Annotated in this window: 14 protein-coding genes and 1 pseudogene; 2 read left to right on the top strand and 13 right to left on the bottom strand. The window is 52.2% G+C overall.

Annotated elements, in window-relative coordinates; translation table 11 throughout:
• Nucleotides 1–331 precede the first annotated feature (331 nt).
• Nucleotides 332–892 carry a hypothetical protein gene (locus tag CWM66_RS20130; RefSeq protein WP_035887714.1) on the top strand — a complete coding sequence of 187 codons (561 nt, stop codon included), beginning with the start codon at nt 332–334 and terminating at the stop codon, nt 890–892.
• Between the two features lie 375 nt (nt 893–1,267).
• Here the strand turns inward: CWM66_RS20130 and CWM66_RS20125 are convergent, their stop codons facing one another.
• The 10 genes from CWM66_RS20125 to CWM66_RS20075 form a co-directional block, all read right to left on the bottom strand.
• Nucleotides 1,268–2,545, bottom strand: coding sequence for a TonB-dependent receptor (locus CWM66_RS20125; protein ID WP_035887713.1), 1,278 nt, complete (start codon nt 2,543–2,545; stop codon nt 1,268–1,270).
• Between the two features lie 103 nt (nt 2,546–2,648).
• Complete coding sequence (locus tag CWM66_RS20120) at nt 2,649–4,040, bottom strand: FAD-binding oxidoreductase (RefSeq protein WP_071921344.1); 1,392 nt, start codon at nt 4,038–4,040, stop codon at nt 2,649–2,651.
• A 23-nt stretch (nt 4,041–4,063) separates the two neighbouring features.
• Entirely contained in the window at nt 4,064–4,867 is an 804-nt protein-coding gene (locus CWM66_RS20115; RefSeq protein WP_007370416.1) for an ABC transporter permease, read from the bottom strand.
• On the bottom strand, nt 4,864–5,697 hold the full coding sequence (locus CWM66_RS20110; protein ID WP_035887707.1) for an ABC transporter ATP-binding protein: 834 nt from the start codon (nt 5,695–5,697) through the stop codon (nt 4,864–4,866). Before CWM66_RS20110 ends, CWM66_RS20115 begins: the two co-directional genes overlap by 4 nt.
• A complete protein-coding gene (locus CWM66_RS20105; RefSeq protein ID WP_072439062.1) occupies nt 5,694–6,665 on the bottom strand; it encodes an ABC transporter substrate-binding protein in 972 nt (323 codons plus the stop codon). Before CWM66_RS20105 ends, CWM66_RS20110 begins: the two co-directional genes overlap by 4 nt.
• A gap of 14 nt (nt 6,666–6,679) precedes the next feature.
• Complete coding sequence (locus CWM66_RS20100; RefSeq protein ID WP_007370413.1) at nt 6,680–7,558, bottom strand: creatininase family protein; 879 nt, start codon at nt 7,556–7,558, stop codon at nt 6,680–6,682.
• 14 nt (nt 7,559–7,572) lie between these two features.
• A complete protein-coding gene (locus CWM66_RS20095; RefSeq protein WP_072439060.1) occupies nt 7,573–8,028 on the bottom strand; it encodes a RidA family protein in 456 nt (151 codons plus the stop codon).
• Nucleotides 8,018–9,223: an amidohydrolase family protein gene (locus CWM66_RS20090; protein WP_079517417.1), complete on the bottom strand. Its 1,206-nt coding sequence runs from the start codon at nt 9,221–9,223 to the stop codon at nt 8,018–8,020. Before CWM66_RS20090 ends, CWM66_RS20095 begins: the two co-directional genes overlap by 11 nt.
• Complete coding sequence (locus tag CWM66_RS20085) at nt 9,220–10,176, bottom strand: PDR/VanB family oxidoreductase (RefSeq protein WP_071921346.1); 957 nt, start codon at nt 10,174–10,176, stop codon at nt 9,220–9,222. Before CWM66_RS20085 ends, CWM66_RS20090 begins: the two co-directional genes overlap by 4 nt.
• A 652-nt stretch (nt 10,177–10,828) precedes the next feature.
• Nucleotides 10,829–11,635 (bottom strand): SDR family NAD(P)-dependent oxidoreductase, encoded by an 807-nt coding sequence (locus CWM66_RS20075; protein WP_090398600.1) that lies wholly within the window; start codon nt 11,633–11,635, stop codon nt 10,829–10,831.
• 173 nt (nt 11,636–11,808) lie between these two features.
• On the opposite strand from CWM66_RS20075, the gene CWM66_RS20070 reads away from it, so the two are divergent.
• A complete protein-coding gene (locus CWM66_RS20070; RefSeq protein ID WP_007370404.1) occupies nt 11,809–12,996 on the top strand; it encodes an MFS transporter in 1,188 nt (395 codons plus the stop codon).
• Here CWM66_RS20070 and CWM66_RS20065 read toward each other — a convergent pair.
• The 3 genes and pseudogenes from CWM66_RS20065 to CWM66_RS29435 all read right to left on the bottom strand — a co-directional run.
• Complete coding sequence (locus CWM66_RS20065; protein WP_233218407.1) at nt 12,973–15,720, bottom strand: winged helix-turn-helix domain-containing protein; 2,748 nt, start codon at nt 15,718–15,720, stop codon at nt 12,973–12,975. The genes CWM66_RS20070 and CWM66_RS20065 overlap by 24 nt on opposite strands.
• An 851-nt stretch (nt 15,721–16,571) precedes the next feature.
• Entirely contained in the window at nt 16,572–17,459 is an 888-nt protein-coding gene (gene wcaA, locus CWM66_RS20060) for a colanic acid biosynthesis glycosyltransferase WcaA (RefSeq protein ID WP_255416478.1), read from the bottom strand.
• Nucleotides 17,460–17,468: 9 nt separating this feature from the next.
• Nucleotides 17,469–17,777 (bottom strand): annotated as a pseudogene (locus tag CWM66_RS29435) (pentapeptide repeat-containing protein); the annotation flags it as partial.
• Nucleotides 17,778–17,885: the final 108 nt, after the last annotated feature.

Here is a 17,885-nt window from a genome sequence, read left to right as displayed (position 1 = left end):
ACCTTGCTTATATCTGTCCTGGATAATCGCTTTCTGTTCTGGCGTGTAGTAAATGCGCGTTCTTCGTTTCATGGCAACGTCCCCCTTCGATTAAGGATAGCGTTGCATCGACCCGTTGAACTCACAGCCAGAAGCGGACGTTTCACACTTCTGCTTATGTAGCCAAAATCGGTAGGCTTCTAATCTTTATAGTATTTAAATCAATAGGTAAGATAAAATGAAGGTTGATTGGAGTGTCATTTAGTTACATAGACCCAACGTTCAATTGATAATGGACTCAGAAATTATCACTGCCAGGGTTCATGTTAAAACTCAGGAAAGGGAATACTAGATGCCATCTGTATACACGCTCAATGAGCTGCTCGGGTTGCTTGTATTTTCAGGAAAATATCAATTTCTTCACAATGATCTGGACTGCATGATCATTGCATGGGCTGAAGATCAAATTATCGAAGGAAATGATTCGGAGACTCTTTTAATCCTCGCTTCACTGGGGCTTGATAATCAACCTGAATGGGCCGAGGTTGAATTATATATGTCACGGTACATGGCAGAGCAGCAGATAAACCTGCCACCGCTAAAAACAGCAGCATTGGTCTGGATCAAGCTATTTATGAGTCAACTTTCCCAGTGCGCTTCCATCCATGATGCAGAGCAGAAAATGTATTTTCTGGTGTGTCATTGGCTTGAACCTGACGTAAAGATTTTCACTGCAGTGGTTGACACCTTGAAATCGCTTTACTGGCATCTCTTTGATGAATGGGAAGGACCAGGCACAAGCGAAGCCGTAAGGATGGAGGAGTCAGAATTCTTTGAGTTGATTAATCGTGCAATGTTGCCCTATTCACGTAAAATTGAGAACCCAGATTGGTTGGATCTGCTTGTTCGGTAATTTTTTCCAGTATCCTGAAAGGTGTGACCTTAACCCAGTTAATTGATGCATCGTGATGTTAGCAATGCCTTAACCAGTTGTGAGAACAATTGCGAACTTCCGCTTCTCGCTCTAAGCGAGCTTTCAGACTGTCCGCTTCATGCCAGAAGTAGACTTTGTCGCTTCTGGAAATTTCAGTGGATGTGCTTTGGCTCTTTAAAAGAAGCTCTAAAAACAGCGATACCGAAAGTGATGACACGACGTCGATGGCGGGCAGTTTGTTGTTGAGTGTCGCGGGCTGGCAGGAAGGGTGAGTATTGAGCCAGAAACCGTGTGGCACGTGTCTAAGTGCGCGATAAATCAACAAAACGGGAGGCCGCGAAGCCTCCCGGCGATTTAAAAGTCGTATTGCAGGCTTAAACGGTTCTGCCAGAAATGCGAATCATATAGCGGTGATGTCTGCACCCCAGCGAAATCGGTCAGGCTCAACCCTTTCAGCATGCCACTGAAACTCCAGGTGAAATACACCAGATATTCCGACTGATTAATGCTGGCCGAAGCCGGTGACGGTTTCAGATCCATAAACGAATACTGCGTCCCCAGAGACAGGTTTTCATTCATCACGTAATTCAGATTGGTCATATATGCATTGCCGCTTCCCAGATCCTGAGTACTGGTGAAGAACGGTTGCGCAAAGTAAGGACCCGACGAAGTGTTGTGCGCGTAAGGCGTCACCAGCGAACCGTTGTTCCAGCTATTGCCGCTGGCGGCGATGTGGTCATAGCCCAGCTTCCAGCTCAGGGCTGGAGTCAGGGTCAGCGCCAGTTGGGCACCGTAAGAGGTACTGTTCACTTCACCAGCCAGCGCTTTGCCCAGGCTGGTGCCGCGAATAAATTGCACGCCAAAATCCGGCTGGAACAGCGCATCCTGCCATTGTAAATGGCTCTCGCCATACACCAGGCGGGTATAATCGGCATACTCCTGATACCACAACTGGCCGGTGAGTTTTTTGCCGTCCCACTGCGTACCGCGACCACCACCCAACGCCCACATGCCGTTAGTGCGTTCATCCACATCGGTATAGGCCGTGGTATTCAGGAATTGATCGTCACCCCACGGTTTATAACGCCAGACTTTGGTGGCATGCAGATAATTGGTGCTGTCGCCGTAATTCGCATCTACACCACGGAACAAAATAGGCGTAATACGCCAGTCGTAATCACCGACAAAAGGAATATTGATTCGTTGATCACCGGCAGTAATTTTAAAATCATCCAGCTGCCAGCTTAAATAAGCCTCACCAACGTTAGTTTGATTATCACCAATATCGCTGATGGTATGAGCTTCATCCGGATGGTCAATCCCGCGCAGGAAAATACCGCTGACACCGGCACGGAAACCATAAAACGGCGCGGTTTCATATTTTATATCACCACCGTAGCTCAGGGTGTCCTGATTAAAACCTTTAGAAAAATACGCGTTGTGCGTTGAATAATACAACGTGCGCAAACTGCCGCTCACGGTACCGCAGGTGAAAATATCGGTGAAGCTATTTACACCACTCGCACCGTACTGACAATCGCTGATATTGCTCTGTGTCGCCGCCAGTGCAGCTGGAACAAGCGGGAAAAACAGCGCAGCAAGACACGCACCACTTAGTGTTTTTAATTGCATAATCCCAAGCCTCGTCACTTTTTGAAAAGAGCAAAGCAGTGCCACCCGCACAATAAATGTACGGTCGGTGGCATGCTTTGCCGTAAAAATTTTTTATTATTGATTAATTACTTATGCCGGCTATTTTCACATCCGGCAATGTATCGCGTACTTCCCAGCCACGTAATTTTCCAGGATTCAGTAAATTATACGGATCGCAGGCACGTTTCATTGCCACAACATCTGCCCGCACCATGCCTTGTTTACCATCTTCAATATGAATAACGTGCGGGTTATTAATTTTCACCCCGTTATCACGATAAATATCCATAATGGCGTTCAGACGTTCTTCATCGCTATATCGCACCAGCGGCAACCCGCTACAGGTCAGCGTGCCGTTCATATCGCGCAGAAACTCAATATGCGACATCACCTCATCTGATAATTGTGCTTCCATCGCCAGCGCCTGCTGATGATAATTTTCCGGCGCATAGGCAGTTTGCAAATAGGTCAGGGTCTTATCGACCTTCAGTGCCTGCAACGTGGTGTGGTTCCAGCAATATTCAATCAACGAATGACCGTGATTCTCACCCTCAGCAAAATGCAGCGCGTTGCGGCCATCATGCTGCGTCAGCAATGATGGCATTAGTCGGTCGCTCTCCACCCCGACCACCGAAATCACGCCATGCTGCCCCGCTATGCCCGCATCGGCGAGATCGGTGAAGTAATCCAGCACCGGCGCCGCCATCACCGCCACCTGACGCTTCACCAGCCCTGGCGATTTCGCCAGCGCATCGGCAAAGGCCATCGCTGCCGGGAAGCTGGCAAAGGTGTCGAGACGTTCAATCCAGTCGTGACGCGGAGCCAGCGCCAGCTCAATCTCCAGCACAATGCCGTTGCTGCCGTAAGCATGATGCAGCAGTAAGGCGTCAGGCGCCTGTAGAGTCAGGATGCGTGGCGTCTTTTCCATCGTCATCAGCTTCACTGACAACACATTGCCGGGGGCCGCCAGCGGGCCATAGTTGATGGAACCCACGCCACCAAAACCACCGCCAAACAGACCGCCGAGCGTCGCCAGCTTCCAGGTGGAGGGCATACAACGCAGCTCCCAGCCGAGTGGTCGGGTATGGGCTTCCAGGTCACCGAGACGAATCCCGGCCTGCGCGCGCACCGTGCCTTGCCCCATGCTCACCACAGCGTTCAGTCTGGTCATATCGACCATCACCCCGCCCTCCAGCGGGATCAACTGACCATAGTTACCGGTGCCGCCCCCGCGCAGATTGAGCGGGATGCGACGGGCCGCACAGGCAGCCACCACTGACACCAGTTCCTGTTCATCACGCGGGCGCACTGCCAGCTCAGCAAATTTCTCTTCCAGTTGCGGTTTCAACACCGGGCTGAACCAGTGAAAATCGCGCGACAGGCGTTTGACCTTAGGCGCATCTTTAATCCAGTCCAGCTCAGGCAGCGCTGCGACCAGCGCCGCCAGTACAGACTGACGATCGGAATCAGACATCTTTCTTTCCTGTTGTTGAGGTATCAGGTCGGGGTAAGTTCGCTCTCGTGCCAGGCCGCCAATACGCGGCGCGTTAGCCACGACATCAGGGCAAACAGCAGGAACCCCGCCAGGGAAATCAGTAACAGCGCGGCAAACATCAGCGGAATATTGAGCTGATAACCGGCCTGTAAAATCTGGTAGGCCAGCCCGGTGTCGGTACCACCCGTACCGGCGACGAACTCCGCCACCACTGCGCCAATCAGCGACAAGCCGCTGGAGATACGCAGCGCACCGAAAAAGTACGGCAATGCCGAAGGAATGCGCAGGCGCAGTAAAATCTGCAACCGCGACGCATGGTTAAGTTTGAAGTAACTTAACAGGCCCGGCGAGACACTGCGCAGCCCCTGAGTGGTATTGGAGATGATGGGAAACACCGCCATCAGCGTGGCACACACCACCAGCGACATAGTGGTATCTTTCACCCAGATGATGATCAGCGGGGCAATCGCCACAATCGGCGTCACCTGCAAAAACACGATGTAGGGAAACAACGCACTTTCGATAAAGCGGTTCTGCACCAGCAAAAACGCCATGACCGAGCCAATCACAATCGCCACCAGAAAGGAGATCACAGTGATTTTCAGTGTGTAGAGCAGCGACATAAACAGCGTCGGGAAGTTCTGCACCAGGCTTTGTGCCACCACCTGCGGCGACGGCACCAGGAAGGCAGGCACCTTCAGCGCCGTCACCAGGAACTGCCACAGCAGCAGCAGCACAATGGCAAACAGCGCCGGGAACAGACACTGCTGAAATTTACGCTGCGCGGCTAAGGGCTTTTTCATCATTTGCTCTCCTGACTGGCAGCAAACAGACCGCGCTGCAACTGCTGGGCATACTGGGTAAATTGCTGGCTGACGCGAAACTCATCATCACGCGGGAATGGCGCATCAATGCTGATGTCATCCACCACGCGGCCCGGCCGTGCCGCCATCATGATCACGCGCTGCGACAGGAATACCGCTTCCTGAATCGAATGGGTGACAAACACCACTGTCAGCTTCTGCTCCTGCCACAGCTGCAGCAGATCGCTATCCAGTTTGTTACGGGTGATCTCATCCAGTGCACCGAAGGGTTCATCCATCAGCAGCACTTTCGGGCGCGTCACCAGGCCACGGGCAATCGACACACGCATCTGCATTCCCCCGGACAGCTCACGTGGCAGCACATGGCCAAACTGCCCCAGCCCCACCAGATCAAGGATTTCGCGCACGCGGGTATCGGCTTCGGCCCGCGGCACACCGGACAAGTCGAGGGGCAGGCGCACATTTTTATGTACGTTGCTCCACGGCATCAGCGTCGCCTCCTGAAAAACGAACGATAACGGCAGATCACGCTGTTTTTCCCGACGATCGCGACGGAAAAGCATCAGTTTTCCATCGCTCGACTCTATCAGCCCGGCGATCATTTTTAACAAGGTACTTTTGCCACAGCCGGACGGACCGAGCAGCGAGACAAATTCGCCCTGGCGAATCGTCAGGTCCACCGGCAGCAACGCACGCGTACCATTCGGATAAATTTTCTCCGCAGAGAGCACTTCAATCGCCGGGGGTGCCGCATGCAGCGGCACCGCTTGCACATCATTGCTCATCAGGGTCAGTCGGCTGGCGACATTCATGGCATGACCTTCACGTCTTCAATGAATTTCAGGGTGTAGCTGCCGTCAAACGGTACTTTCACCGGATCGATCAGCTTGTTGTCCACCAGCAACTGCCAGGTCTGCTTCAGACGCGGTACGGTCATAATGCCGATACCGCCGGTCTGCGCATCGCCGCCTGTCAGCATCTGATACTTCTTCATCTGGGCGATGCCGAAGGCGATCTGTTCGTCGGTCATCTGCGGGTTTTCTTTCTTAATCAGCGTGTTGCCCGGTGCCGGATTCTCCAGGTAGTTTTTCCAGCCCTGCATCGAGGCTTTAACAAAAGCCGCGACCGCCTGCGGACGTTTCTCGATGGTCGATTTCATGCACACGATGCTGTTGCCGTATGGTGGGTAGCCCCAGTCGCTGATCGGGTAGATGTTGGCCTGCGCCCCGGCTTTCTGCACCGCAAAAGGTTCGGAGGTCACGTAGCCCTGCTGTACCAGGGTTTTATCCGCGAGGAACGGCTGCACGCTGAAGGTATACGGGCGCACGCGGGCGTTTTTCAGGTTGAGAACGCTCTGCGCCCACGGCCAGTAGGAGGTATAGGCTTCGGCGGCTAACAGGAAGGTTTTACCCTGCAAATCGGCCTGGCTTTTCACATCCGGGTGGGTGATAAACACAATCGCCGAATGCTGGAAGGTGGTGGCAACCGGTACAGCTTCCACGCCCTGCTGCCAGGATTCCAGCGCCTGCATGTTATCGCTGATGATGCAGTCGGCCTGGCCTGCCGCCATCAACTGCATGGTGTGCACCTGCGGCCCTCCCATTTTGATGGTGACGTCCAGACCGGCATCACGGTACAGATTCTGTGCCTGGGCCTGATAAAAACCGCCATGCTCGGCCTGAGCATACCAGTTGGTCATAAATGTAAATTTCTCGGCAGCCATTCCTTGGGCCGACAGGGCCATGGAAAGCGCGGCGACAATGCTCAATGTTTGTTTCATAGCCGATCCCCGAATTAGCGCGGTGGTAATAATGATGCTGCGTCGTTTTGGTCTAATACTTTGCCCTGCCACTGCCCTGTGCCCCACGCCGGTTCAGCGCGTGTTACCCATGTCATCTGATGCACTTCGGTAATCACCTGCGCCCAACTGGTCGCCAGTGAATCCAGAATCGCATCCCCCTGCTCTTTGGTTGACGGGCGCGGATCGCCGATCACACCGCTCGGGCCAAAGTCATATGACGCCCATGCCGCCATCGGACGGGTGCGGGAGAGCGTCGGGCACGGGAATGCCGGTGGATAGTTGGCGACTGCTTTGTCCATCTGCACAGTATCCGGTGCCAACGCCAGCATTAGCGCGGTTTCGGCATGACCGGCGTGCATCGCCATCTGACGTTCCTGCTCGTCCATAAAACTTTCGGCGCAGTTCGGCACTTTGAAGGTGTCCTGCATGATGATGATCATGTCGCCGTGACGCAGGCGCAGTTCGCGCGCTGCCATCTGCAACGGCTGCGGCTGACCACCATGGCCGTTGACCATCAGGAACTTACGGAAACCGGCGCGGTACAGCGATTCGCCAATCTCCAGAATGGTGTGCAGCAGCGTCTCACCAGTCAGCGTCAGAGTGCCGGGGAAATGCAGATGCTCGTCCGATTTGCCATAGGTGATGGGCGGAATGGCGTAGGCCGGGATCGTTGCCGGTAAACGTGCCAGCGCATGGCCGACTACCCCGGAGGAGATCACGCTATCCACCGCACACGGCAGATGCGGGCCATGCTGCTCAATCGCCCCGGTCGGCAGCACAATCACCGTGTTGGTTTTGTCGTCCAACGTGGCGATATCGGTCCAGCTCAGATACGGCAAAAAGCGGTTTGCCGGAATATAACCATGTAACATCTTGCTTCCTCGTGTTATTGCGGCAACCACGCCGTCGCTTCAACTTCAATTAAGACATCCGGGCTGGGCAGCATTTCACTCACCTGAACCACGGTAGAAATCGGTGGCGTATCGGGGTAAAACAACTTGCGCACCCGGCTGTAGTGCGGAAAGTGATCCAGATTGCGGAAGTACTGCACCAGTTTGATCACGTCGCTCATCTGGCCGCCCGCGCTCTCAATGGTGGTGCGGATGCTCTCCAACACATACCAGCTTTGCGCCAGGATCGGCCCTTCTTTGATATCGGTGGAGAACTCGCCGGTGCGCCCCAGCAGTTGCTGCGCTCCGGCGGGGATATCGTCGTAACCGCGCACAATCAGCGCGGTTTGTGGGTTCACCGGGATAATGCCGGAGAGAAAGATAAAATCGCCCGCGCGTCGCCACGCGGCATACTTCGCCAGCGGTTTACCCGCCCCAGCTTCAAGTGTCATTGCGGAATTCCCCATAACAGATCCCCTGTTTCAACCGATAGCGACTGCGGCTACGCAGTGGCCAGCTTGCCGCCTCGGCTGCAGGGAAAATGACAAAATCGTTAGCCAACACATTTGCACCATCATGCAACGCCGTACGCTGACAAATCAGTGCCGATGCTTCATCAAAGGCCATACCCAACTGCGCACTCAGCAGGCCGCTGAACAGCGTGTCGAGCGGGTCGTAGCTGCCGACCGGACAGAACGCGTCCTGCACGTTATCCGCCCCTAACAGCAAGGGGATGCCGCGCGCCTGCGCCTCTTTAATCAGCGTTAAACCGCGCTGACGTGGGGTACGTCCCGGCACTGCGTCCTGTAACAGCAGGTTGGTCAGCGGCAGCGCAATCAGGGTGACGCGATGTTGCGCCAGCACCTCAAGGATGGCCTCGCCGTCTTCCTGCTGCGCCAGGGCACAACCGTGGCTACAGGTAATGCGTCCGTTAAACGAATGCTGCCGCAAATAGCACGCCAGCCAGCGCAAGCCCTGCGCATCGTGGCTCAGTTCTTCGTCGATATGCAGATCGATATCCAGCTGCCAGCGTTCCGCCGCCTGCAATAAATGGGTAAACGCCTGGGCATCCCAGTTGCTGCTGTGAATAAAGCCCCCGAGCAGCGCACCACTGGCGGCCACCTGGGCGGCGATATGATCCGCCTGGGCGGCATCAGCAAAAAAGGTCACCGGGGCCAGCGCGACACGTTCAATGGTGCACAGCGGATGCTGCAACTCACCCACAACCTGCCATGCCAGCGGGGCATCGGCAGCAAACCAGTCGATATGGGTACGCAGCAGACCCACACCGGCCTCCACCGCCCAGCTCAGTGCCTGGCTGGCACGCTGCCGCAGGTCGTCCGCACTCCAGCGCACCCGGTCCTGATGCATGGCGGCGATGGCTGCCAGCAGGCCCGGCTGTTGGGGCGGACTGCGCTGCGCGGTGAAGGTTTTATCGAGATGCGCGTGGGGTTCAATCAGCGCTGGCAGCACCAGTGCACCATTGAGCGCCAGATAGCCGCTAACATTCTGATCCGGCTCGATCCGGGTGCCCTCTTCGCGGAAATGCAAGGTTGCCAGCGCCGGTTGATCGCCATCCATCGGCCACTCCTGCGGCAGCAACCAGCGAGGTAAACGCGCGCCTGTTGCGCCCGGATACGCGTTCACAGGTCGAGTACCAGGAGTGGGGAACGGGCACGCGAACAGCACAGCACGATGCAATCATTGGCTGCACGCTCTGTCTGGCTCAACACTTCATCGCGATGATCCGGCTCACCATGCAGCACACCGGTAATGCAGGCCCCGCACATCCCCTGTTCGCAGGAGAGTTCAATGTCGATCCCGGCACGCTCCAGCACCTCCGCAATACTTTCATCAGCATTGATGGTGTAACGCGCCCCGCTCGAGGCGATTTCTACCGTGAACGTGTCGCCAGCAACCGATTGCGTGGCAGCACTGGCTTTGAATTTTTCACTGTACAATTGATCAGCGCGCCAGCCGTATTTCAGCGCTAACTGATGCAGATGGTCCATAAAACCCGCCGGGCCACAGCTCACCAACACGCTGTCGTGCGACTGTTTAAGATCGGCCGGGACATGCTGACGCAGACTGTCACCTTCGCTGCTGTAATGCAGCACCACGCTCGCGCCAAGTTGCTCCAGCCGCGCGCTGAACGGCAGTTCATCATGGCGTTTGAGAAACAGATGCAGCGTGAAATCGGCACCCTGCACCGCCAGCTGTTCCGCCATTACCAGCAGCGGCGTCAGGCCAATACCGGCGGCAAACAGCAGCGTGCGCGGTGCCTGCGGCAAGGGAAAATGGTTGCGTGGAGCGGAGATGGTTAAGCTCGCCCCGGTCTGCACCTGATGGTGCAGCCAACGAGAGCCGCCGCCCGATGCCTGATCGAGACGGACGCAAATTTGGTAGTGCCCCGCCCCGGCAACGGAGCAGAGCGAATACTGCCGCTTGCCGCAGTCGGGAATGGTCACATCAATATGAGCACCGGGAGTGAACGCCGGTAGTGGATGACCACTGGCAGACGCCAGGGTCAGTAGTACATTGCCAGCACCGTTGAACTGCTTTGCGATGACGGTGACAGCCAGATTCTCTGCCTGCTTCATGATAATCCTGCATACCACGGACACGTCATCAGCCGGAAGGCCGCGCGTAGTCTCGTTTTTATCGTGATTGTGATTATTATGTTGCCCGCGTGTAAACGTCCATCCGTTTAATTCGCACGAAGTGTTGCAAAAAAGAGAACGCCATTATGTTTGCCTTCTCCCGGTAGCTGATCTATTTCACCGAGGTGGTCCCCAGGGTTCACTGCGAAAGGCTTCCGGGACGCTGCATGTGTCGACATCCTCTATCGACCGACAGATTTTATGAGTGGAACAGCCGCTGGATATGCCGCTGTTTGAATGTCTTCCATAAAAATTACGTATGACGGCGGGCGGGAGAAATCCTGCAAAACGCGGAGAAGAACTGGCAGCGTAAGTTTGGTCGCGCCTGCTCAGGATGACGGATCTTGTGCTTCAGTCGCCGACAGACCGGGGAACATTGAATGACCGGGCACAACGACCCTGTTTCGCAAATTTATCTCAAGGGCGCTACATGGCCGAACGTCACAGGGAAGGACGGCCAATGAAACGCTGAACAACGATGCTGCACAGGCCTTTCCTGCGCAGATTCAGGCTTCACGACACTCAATACAACGCGTTTTTGGTCGTGCAATCAGACATGATCCCCGCTCTCATCCTTGAGGGGTGTGAAAAATCACATAAACCGCTCTGCTCCGCCTGAAGCTTCAATTGTCTGCCCGGTAACAAACTGATTTCTATCTGAAAGCAGAAAAGCAGTAATTGATGCAATGTCTTCGGGAAGCCCAAAGCGGCCTACCGGGGTCTTCTCTTTACCCAGTAAAGCCATAACCTCGTCGTCCGTTTTGTCAGCCAGTTCAGGACGCCGAGTGCGGACATTCGGTAGCATATTCTGCGCCCAGTTATCCGTCGCGACAGCGCCTACACCAATAGCATTAACCAGAATGCCATCCGCGGCCACGCTCAGCGCTATGCTACGGGTCAGGTTGTTGATGGCAGCGCTCAGTGCATGTGAGACGGTAAGTTGCGGGTTGGGATAGATGCCGCCAATAGATGAAATATTGACAATCCGTCCCCAGCCTCGTCTTTGCATTCCGGGTATTACAGCCTTGCAAAAGCGTCGCATGGCGGAGAATTTGGTCTCCGTCATTAACTGCCACTCCTCTTCCGGGGTGGTTAACAGCGTGCCCGCATGTGCTCTTCCGGCATTATTCACCAGCAAATCAATGTGCTGAAAAACCTTTTCTGCTTGTTCAACCACCCGCGAAGGCAGATCCGGATCCGTTACATCCCCGGCGACAGGCAGCGCTGAAACACCATATTTATCGGTGATTTTTTTTGCCGCCAGGATCAGCTCAGGTTCTCGTCTGGAAACCATCACTAAATGCACACCATTGGCGGCCAGTTCTTCACAAATACTGAGACCAATCCCGCTTCGCGCTCCGGTTACCAGAGCCACTTTTCCTGTCAGTTTTAAATCCATGGGTTGCTCCTCAAATTAAGCACTGTTAACAACATAAGAAGGATTAGTAACCGATCTTAATTTCAGAATCTTGTGCAACAGAATTCAGACGTCTGAAAAAAACGGCCAAAGCGTTGAGAGCCGACTGTGCTTATTCTGCAAAAAAAGAGTGAGCTTAGAGCGAGGAGTGGCCAGTGCGTACGGACAACCACGAGCTTTCTTCTGCCAGGGTTCTGATGCTGGCGATGATTTGCTGCATTGTTGTGGCAAGTATTTATTTTAACCAATCTGTTCTTAATCTGATCGCGGGTGCCTTTCCCAATGAATGGGAAGCGGTTTCGTTAATCCCCATGGCCACCCAGTTAGGCTATGCGGCGGGTTTGTTATTTCTGATCCCTCTGGGCGATTATATTGAACGTCAATGGCTTATCCTGCGTCAGGCTCAGGTGCTTTTGCTGGCGCTGATCGGCATGATGCTATCCCCAACGGCAACAGTGCTGGTGTTCTTCTCGTTCCTTACGGGTATGGTTGCAACCGTCGCCCAACAAATAGTGCCGCTCGCGGCCTCTCTCTCCAGGCCGTCTTCACGGGGCAAAACAGTAGGTACCGTGATGAGCGGCGTCCTCGCAGGTATTCTTGCTGGCCGGGCTATCGGAGGCCTCATCGGTCAGTATTTCGGCTGGCGTGGCGTCTTTTTGTCCGGCGCTATCATGACATTGCTGGCGCTATTTTTCATCGCCCGCCTTTTGCCTTCTCAGACGTTGCCCACGCCAACGTTTCACTATCTGGCAGTATTACGTTCACTGGGTGATCTGTGGAAAAGCGAGCCGCAAGTACGTAATGCGACGCTGACACAAGCCATGCTGTTTGCCTCCTTCAGCGTGCTGTGGACCGTGCTCCCTTTCTGGTTAGCCCATCGCTACCATTACGGTGCAGGCATAACCGGAACCCTGGCGATTTTGGGACTCATCGGTATTCTGTGTGCGCCTCTGGCGGGAAGTTTCAGTGACCGCCAGGGATCATTTCGGATGGTTGTTTTTGGTGTGTTACTGATGCTGTTCGCCTGGATTGTTTTTTGGGGCTGGAACAGTATGGCGGGTATGGTGGCGGGCATTTTACTCCTGGATGCGGGTGAACAATGTGTACTGATAGCTAACCAGCACACGATTTATTCTTTGCGTCCGGATGCCAGAAACCGGCTTAATACTCTCTTTATGAGCGTTATGTTTATTGGCGGGGCATGCGGTTCATTGGTGGCTACCGGGTTATGGGAGGCAACGCATAGCTGGACACTGATCTCCTCAGCGGGAGCCGGGCTGGTGATGATGGGATTATTAACAGCCGTGAGACGTCAAACTTCAGGTCGCCATTCGGGCACATAGCGCCAGAGCGTGTCTGACATCCGTCGCGCTGTCTGAGCCATCGACATCATGTAAAACGTTTTCTATTAGCTGGTTAGCCGCCAATTGTTCTCCGGCTTCCACCAGCAACGTTGCCAGTGAATAAGCAATACGCAGGGACCAACCATGTGCCTGTTGCTGTCGTGCCTTGTTCAGCGCCAGCTCTAACAACGGGCGTTGCTGCTGCGGAGGTAACTGCGCGGCGGAAAGACGCATCAACTCAGGCGCGCACCAGTTTTCATGATCCAGCCTGGCGGTTTGCTGCGATATCCCGATATCAATTTCTGAGAGCAACGGGGAATATTGCCAGTCTAATCCCATCGCACGCAGCGAACTAAACAGTGTACTTTGACCCACGTCGGCATGGCTGAACCGTTTTGCCCAGACAAGAAACAACTCGCCATAGGTCTTCCAGAAATACAAATCATGCTTTTCTGCCAGAAAAATAAGCCAGTTTGCGGCCTTTACAACCCAACGCGGATGGCGATCAAGCGCGGCTGTCATACAGGCACCTTCAGCCAGCGCGCAGCAAAGCGAGCAGGCATGCTGTAAACGCGCGGCTTTTTTCACACCGCGCCATGCCATCTGTTTCGCGGCCTGATACTCCCCCTGTACCCAGAGCAAGCGAGACAGAAAAGCCATACCAGCACTCTGTTGATCAAGACCGAAACGAAAAGAGTGGCTTACGCTCTCCCGATCGTACCAGGCCAGCGATTGCAGCAGGTAATCGCGCCCGACAGCATGCTGCCCTAAAAAATGCAGTGAAACGCCGAGAAGACGTAGCCCGGTAGCCTGCGCCTCCGCGTCTTTGATGGCGAGCGCGAGATCATACAGCGACTGCGCATGCTGAAGCGATGTATTCAGCTCGCCCGTGCGCAAGCAATACAGCCATAACCCGTAATGCGCCTGCAAACGTATCTCTTTGTCGTCGAGCTTTTCTGCCAGCGTCAGTGCGGTTTGCCAGGCTGAATGGGTTTCAGATGTCGGGCCTTTTGCCCAGGTTGATGCCTTACCCGCTGCGGCACAGAGATGCATTCTCTGGCGTAACGTTAAAACGACCCGCGAGCTATTTTCATATAACAGAGGAGAGATATGACGCTGACATTCATCATAGAGGGAATATTCAATCCAGAAAGGCGTCATAGCCTGTAAGATCGCCAGCCCTGTAGAGGAATCACGCCCCTCGGTTAATGTTTGCTGTAAAACACTGCGCAAATCATTAAGGATGTGACGATAACGCTCCCGCCACTGTTCCGTCGGCAGCACCAGCCAGTCAGCCTGGGCCTGTTCCACCAGGGCTTTATAATAATCGGCGAAACGGAGAGAAAGTTCTTCATATTCATCATGTTGCCTGAGTTTATTGCAGGCGAACTGGCGCATGGTTTCCAGCAGACGAAAACGGGTTACCGGCACCTGGCTACTGACCTGAATCAGTGAAAGTGCGAGCAACCGCTGCACATCGTCAATCACCTGCCAGTAATGCTTGTCCCTGGACACCAGAAAATCAGTGACGGATTGCATACTGAACGTGTCGGTGAAGATGCCCAGCGTTCTGAATAACCGCTGTTCGCGCGCGTTGAGTAACTGATAAGTCCATTCCAGCGTGGTCACTATTTTCTGGTGTCTGGGAACCAGTGCGCTGTGCGTATTGCTCAATAGCTGGAAACGGTCCTCCAGACGGCTATAGATCTCGCTGACGCTCATTACTGGCAGACGGGAGGCTGCAAGTTCAATTGCCAACGGCAATCCATCAAGATGGCGGCATAATTTGCCAATCAGCGACAATTCACTGTCAGAGGGATGAAAATCATGTCGGTTGGCCTGTACACGCTCGATAAAGAGACGGACGCTGGCAAAAGAGAGTAGCGTTTGCTTATCGCTGTCTGTCTGTTCAGGAATTTGTAATGGCGGTAATAAATATTGTTGCTCGCCAGCAATCTGTAATGCTACCTGACTGGTCAACAACAGCCTGCTATGGGGAGCCACGTGCAACAGCGAGGTTATCACCGGTTCCAGTTCATTAATTAAATGTTCGCAGTTATCAACCAGCAGTAAACAGCGGCGTCGCGCAAGCTGTTGCCGTAAATCGGCATCATGATGCAGGCTAACTAATGGAAGATGTAGCGCCTGAGAAAACACAGATAACAAGCTGGAGGCTTCAGTGATATGCGCCAGTTCAACCACACAAGTTCCCTCCGGAAAATGCGTGCGCATAAGATTGACGACTTCCCACGCCAGACGCGTTTTCCCCACGCCCCCGGAACCTGTAATCGTGACCAGAGGGTGGTGATTTAATAACGTACAGACGTCCTGCACAGCCTGGTCCCGCCCTAAAATCGACGTCAGAAAAGGGGTAACAACAGGCTCGGGTAGCTCTGGTTTCGCAGGCGTTTGCAGCGGTGCACTATTGATATTTAAGCGGTAACCACAACCAAATTCGGTGACAAGTAGATGCCGATCGTGACCCAGAATGCGGCGTATAGCGGAGATTTGCGCCTGAAGATTATTTTCTTCGACAATTTCATTTCCCCACACCTGAACAAGTAAAGCCTCTTTACTTACCGCTTTACCTCCAGCCCGCAGCAGCACAACCAGGACATCAAACGCTCTGGCAGAAATTCTTACAGGCTTACCCCGGTGCAACAAAATTCTCAGTTGGGGCCAGATTTGCCATTCGGCAAAGTGCATCTCATCGGTTGTTATCATGGTGTTGAGATCTTCTGTTTTTGACCATCCGGATGCACTGCGCGCAGAGAAAGCCATCTTTAACGGAAGTCATTATCAGCATCGGGTTATGCAGTGAGTGTGCTTTCCGGCCTGTATTTCACCGGCGCCATCCGGAACCGCGTATAAAAAGAACCACGGCCTCACTGTAACATAGCCTTCAATCGCTATGGGTCTAACAGGCACCTCAGAGACATTTTAGAGGGCGTATCTTCAGCAACACCCCGGAGAGTTTTATTGAGGATTACACTGGGATAATTGATAACAGTAAGCGCCGACACCACTCCGGCTACCTGATATCACCGGCAGAATATGAACGCCGGGCTCCGGGGAAGTCCAGGTTTTCAAAAACTGAAACAGAGCAATTTAGGACGTGCTGTAATTACATCTTTCTGAAAGAGTGAGTCTATCTGTTTTAGTTTCGCGTACCTCGTTTTCGTTTCCCAAACAGAACTCATTCAAGAGCCTTAAGGAATATCTGAGGTGATAACTGTTTCAGTGATACTGCCACTGTAACGCCTGAAAGCGGCAGGTTGACGGCTATTCTCAAGAAAGTAAATTAAGCCCAATAATATTCAGCAGCAACTCATCTCCGGCACCTTTATTTGATGAAATTCAGGTGACCACCTTCAGAAAATACACCGATAAAGATCCAGTCTGCTATGTAATAAAGTAGCCGATAATGTCACAACATTTCTGATACACCCATTGACTGAAACCCTGCAACACTCTATATAATTCTGGAACAGAACAAGAGCAATAAATATAAAACATAATTCTTTATTTTGTATTTTTACAACCTCACCCTAAAGAGTACAAATATGTTTTACATATCAGAACTTCCTCTTTCTGAAATTTGAGTACATCATGAAGTATCTTTTAAAATTTCGAACAGTCATTAACCTCATTAAAGTCTTAAGGGACATTTTTTTGTTTCTGATATAATACAAAGTAAATAATTGATATTTTACACTGGAAGTGTCAAATTTGGATTTGTGTTTCCTGTAGAAATTTAAATAACCGGAAAATTTTCTACCAGAACACGTTATACGAACCTCACCATGATTGACGTAAAGGATTTGTGTAATATTTTCCAATTTAAACGGAGAGCCATATACTTCTGCGAGGCGATAAAAAGCATCATAATCTTGAGCCGCAGTCAATTCTGTATCGAATAGCACTTTCTGCATACGACTTGTTACTGTAAATACCTGATTACCAATAACATTCTTCTTATCAAATAGACTTTTTTTGTAATTGGGTTTGGGGTAGATCTTTAGATCATCAATGCTGTCATAGCTGGCACTTTCACACAAATAGTCTCCTGCATATAAAAAACCGTGATAGTTAAGTTTATATCGGTATGAAAGAAAAGATGACAATCGCGATGAAAGCCACTCGTCATCGTCGTCAAGACCGGTTATAAAGTCCCCTTTAGCAAGACGGATTGCCTGGTTTCTTACAGCACATGCTCCCGAGTTGTATTCATTTCTAATATAAATAATACGTGGATCATTAAGGTCGGATATAAACTTTTGCAGCAACTTAAACGATGATGAGAAATCATCAACGATAATGAGTTCCCAGTGTTCATAGTCCTGCTTTAACACAGAGTAAATAGCTCTAATGGTCAGTTTTTCCCGGTTCCATGTCGGCATATAGATAGAGATCAGTGGTCGTGCTGAAAGAGTATCAGATGCAAGATCATCTCGCTCAGAGATGGCGCCAGTGAAACTTGCTTTATCAAAATCACTCCCGGAAAAATCCACGCATGTACAGTCTGAATAATTAAAGTTAGCGCCCTGCATTTTACAGTTACTCAGATTCACACCCCTTAGATTACTGTAAGAAAAGTCAGTATCACGAATATCACTAAAAGATAAATCACTACCTGATAAATTAATATCCCGCAAATTAAGCCTCCGTAAGTCCATAAACCGAAGATCTGCGCCTGGCAGATCTGATTTATTATGTAGTTTTTTAATTGCAGCATGCTGATGTTTAAGAAATTTTCTTTCGATATTCGTTTTACTGTTCATTCTAAATAGTGACTTCTAAGATAAACACGTCTTAAGTTAATCACCCTGTTATTCCCCCGGCAATCCCAAATTTTCACTTTCAGAAATATATCAATACATTTATTAACG

This window comes from Kosakonia sp. H7A (assembly GCF_003028445.1).
Lineage (GTDB): Bacteria > Pseudomonadota > Gammaproteobacteria > Enterobacterales > Enterobacteriaceae > Kosakonia > Kosakonia radicincitans.
The sequence above is the reverse complement of the archived record's forward strand: the minus strand, read 5'-3'. Positions and strand labels throughout refer to the sequence as shown.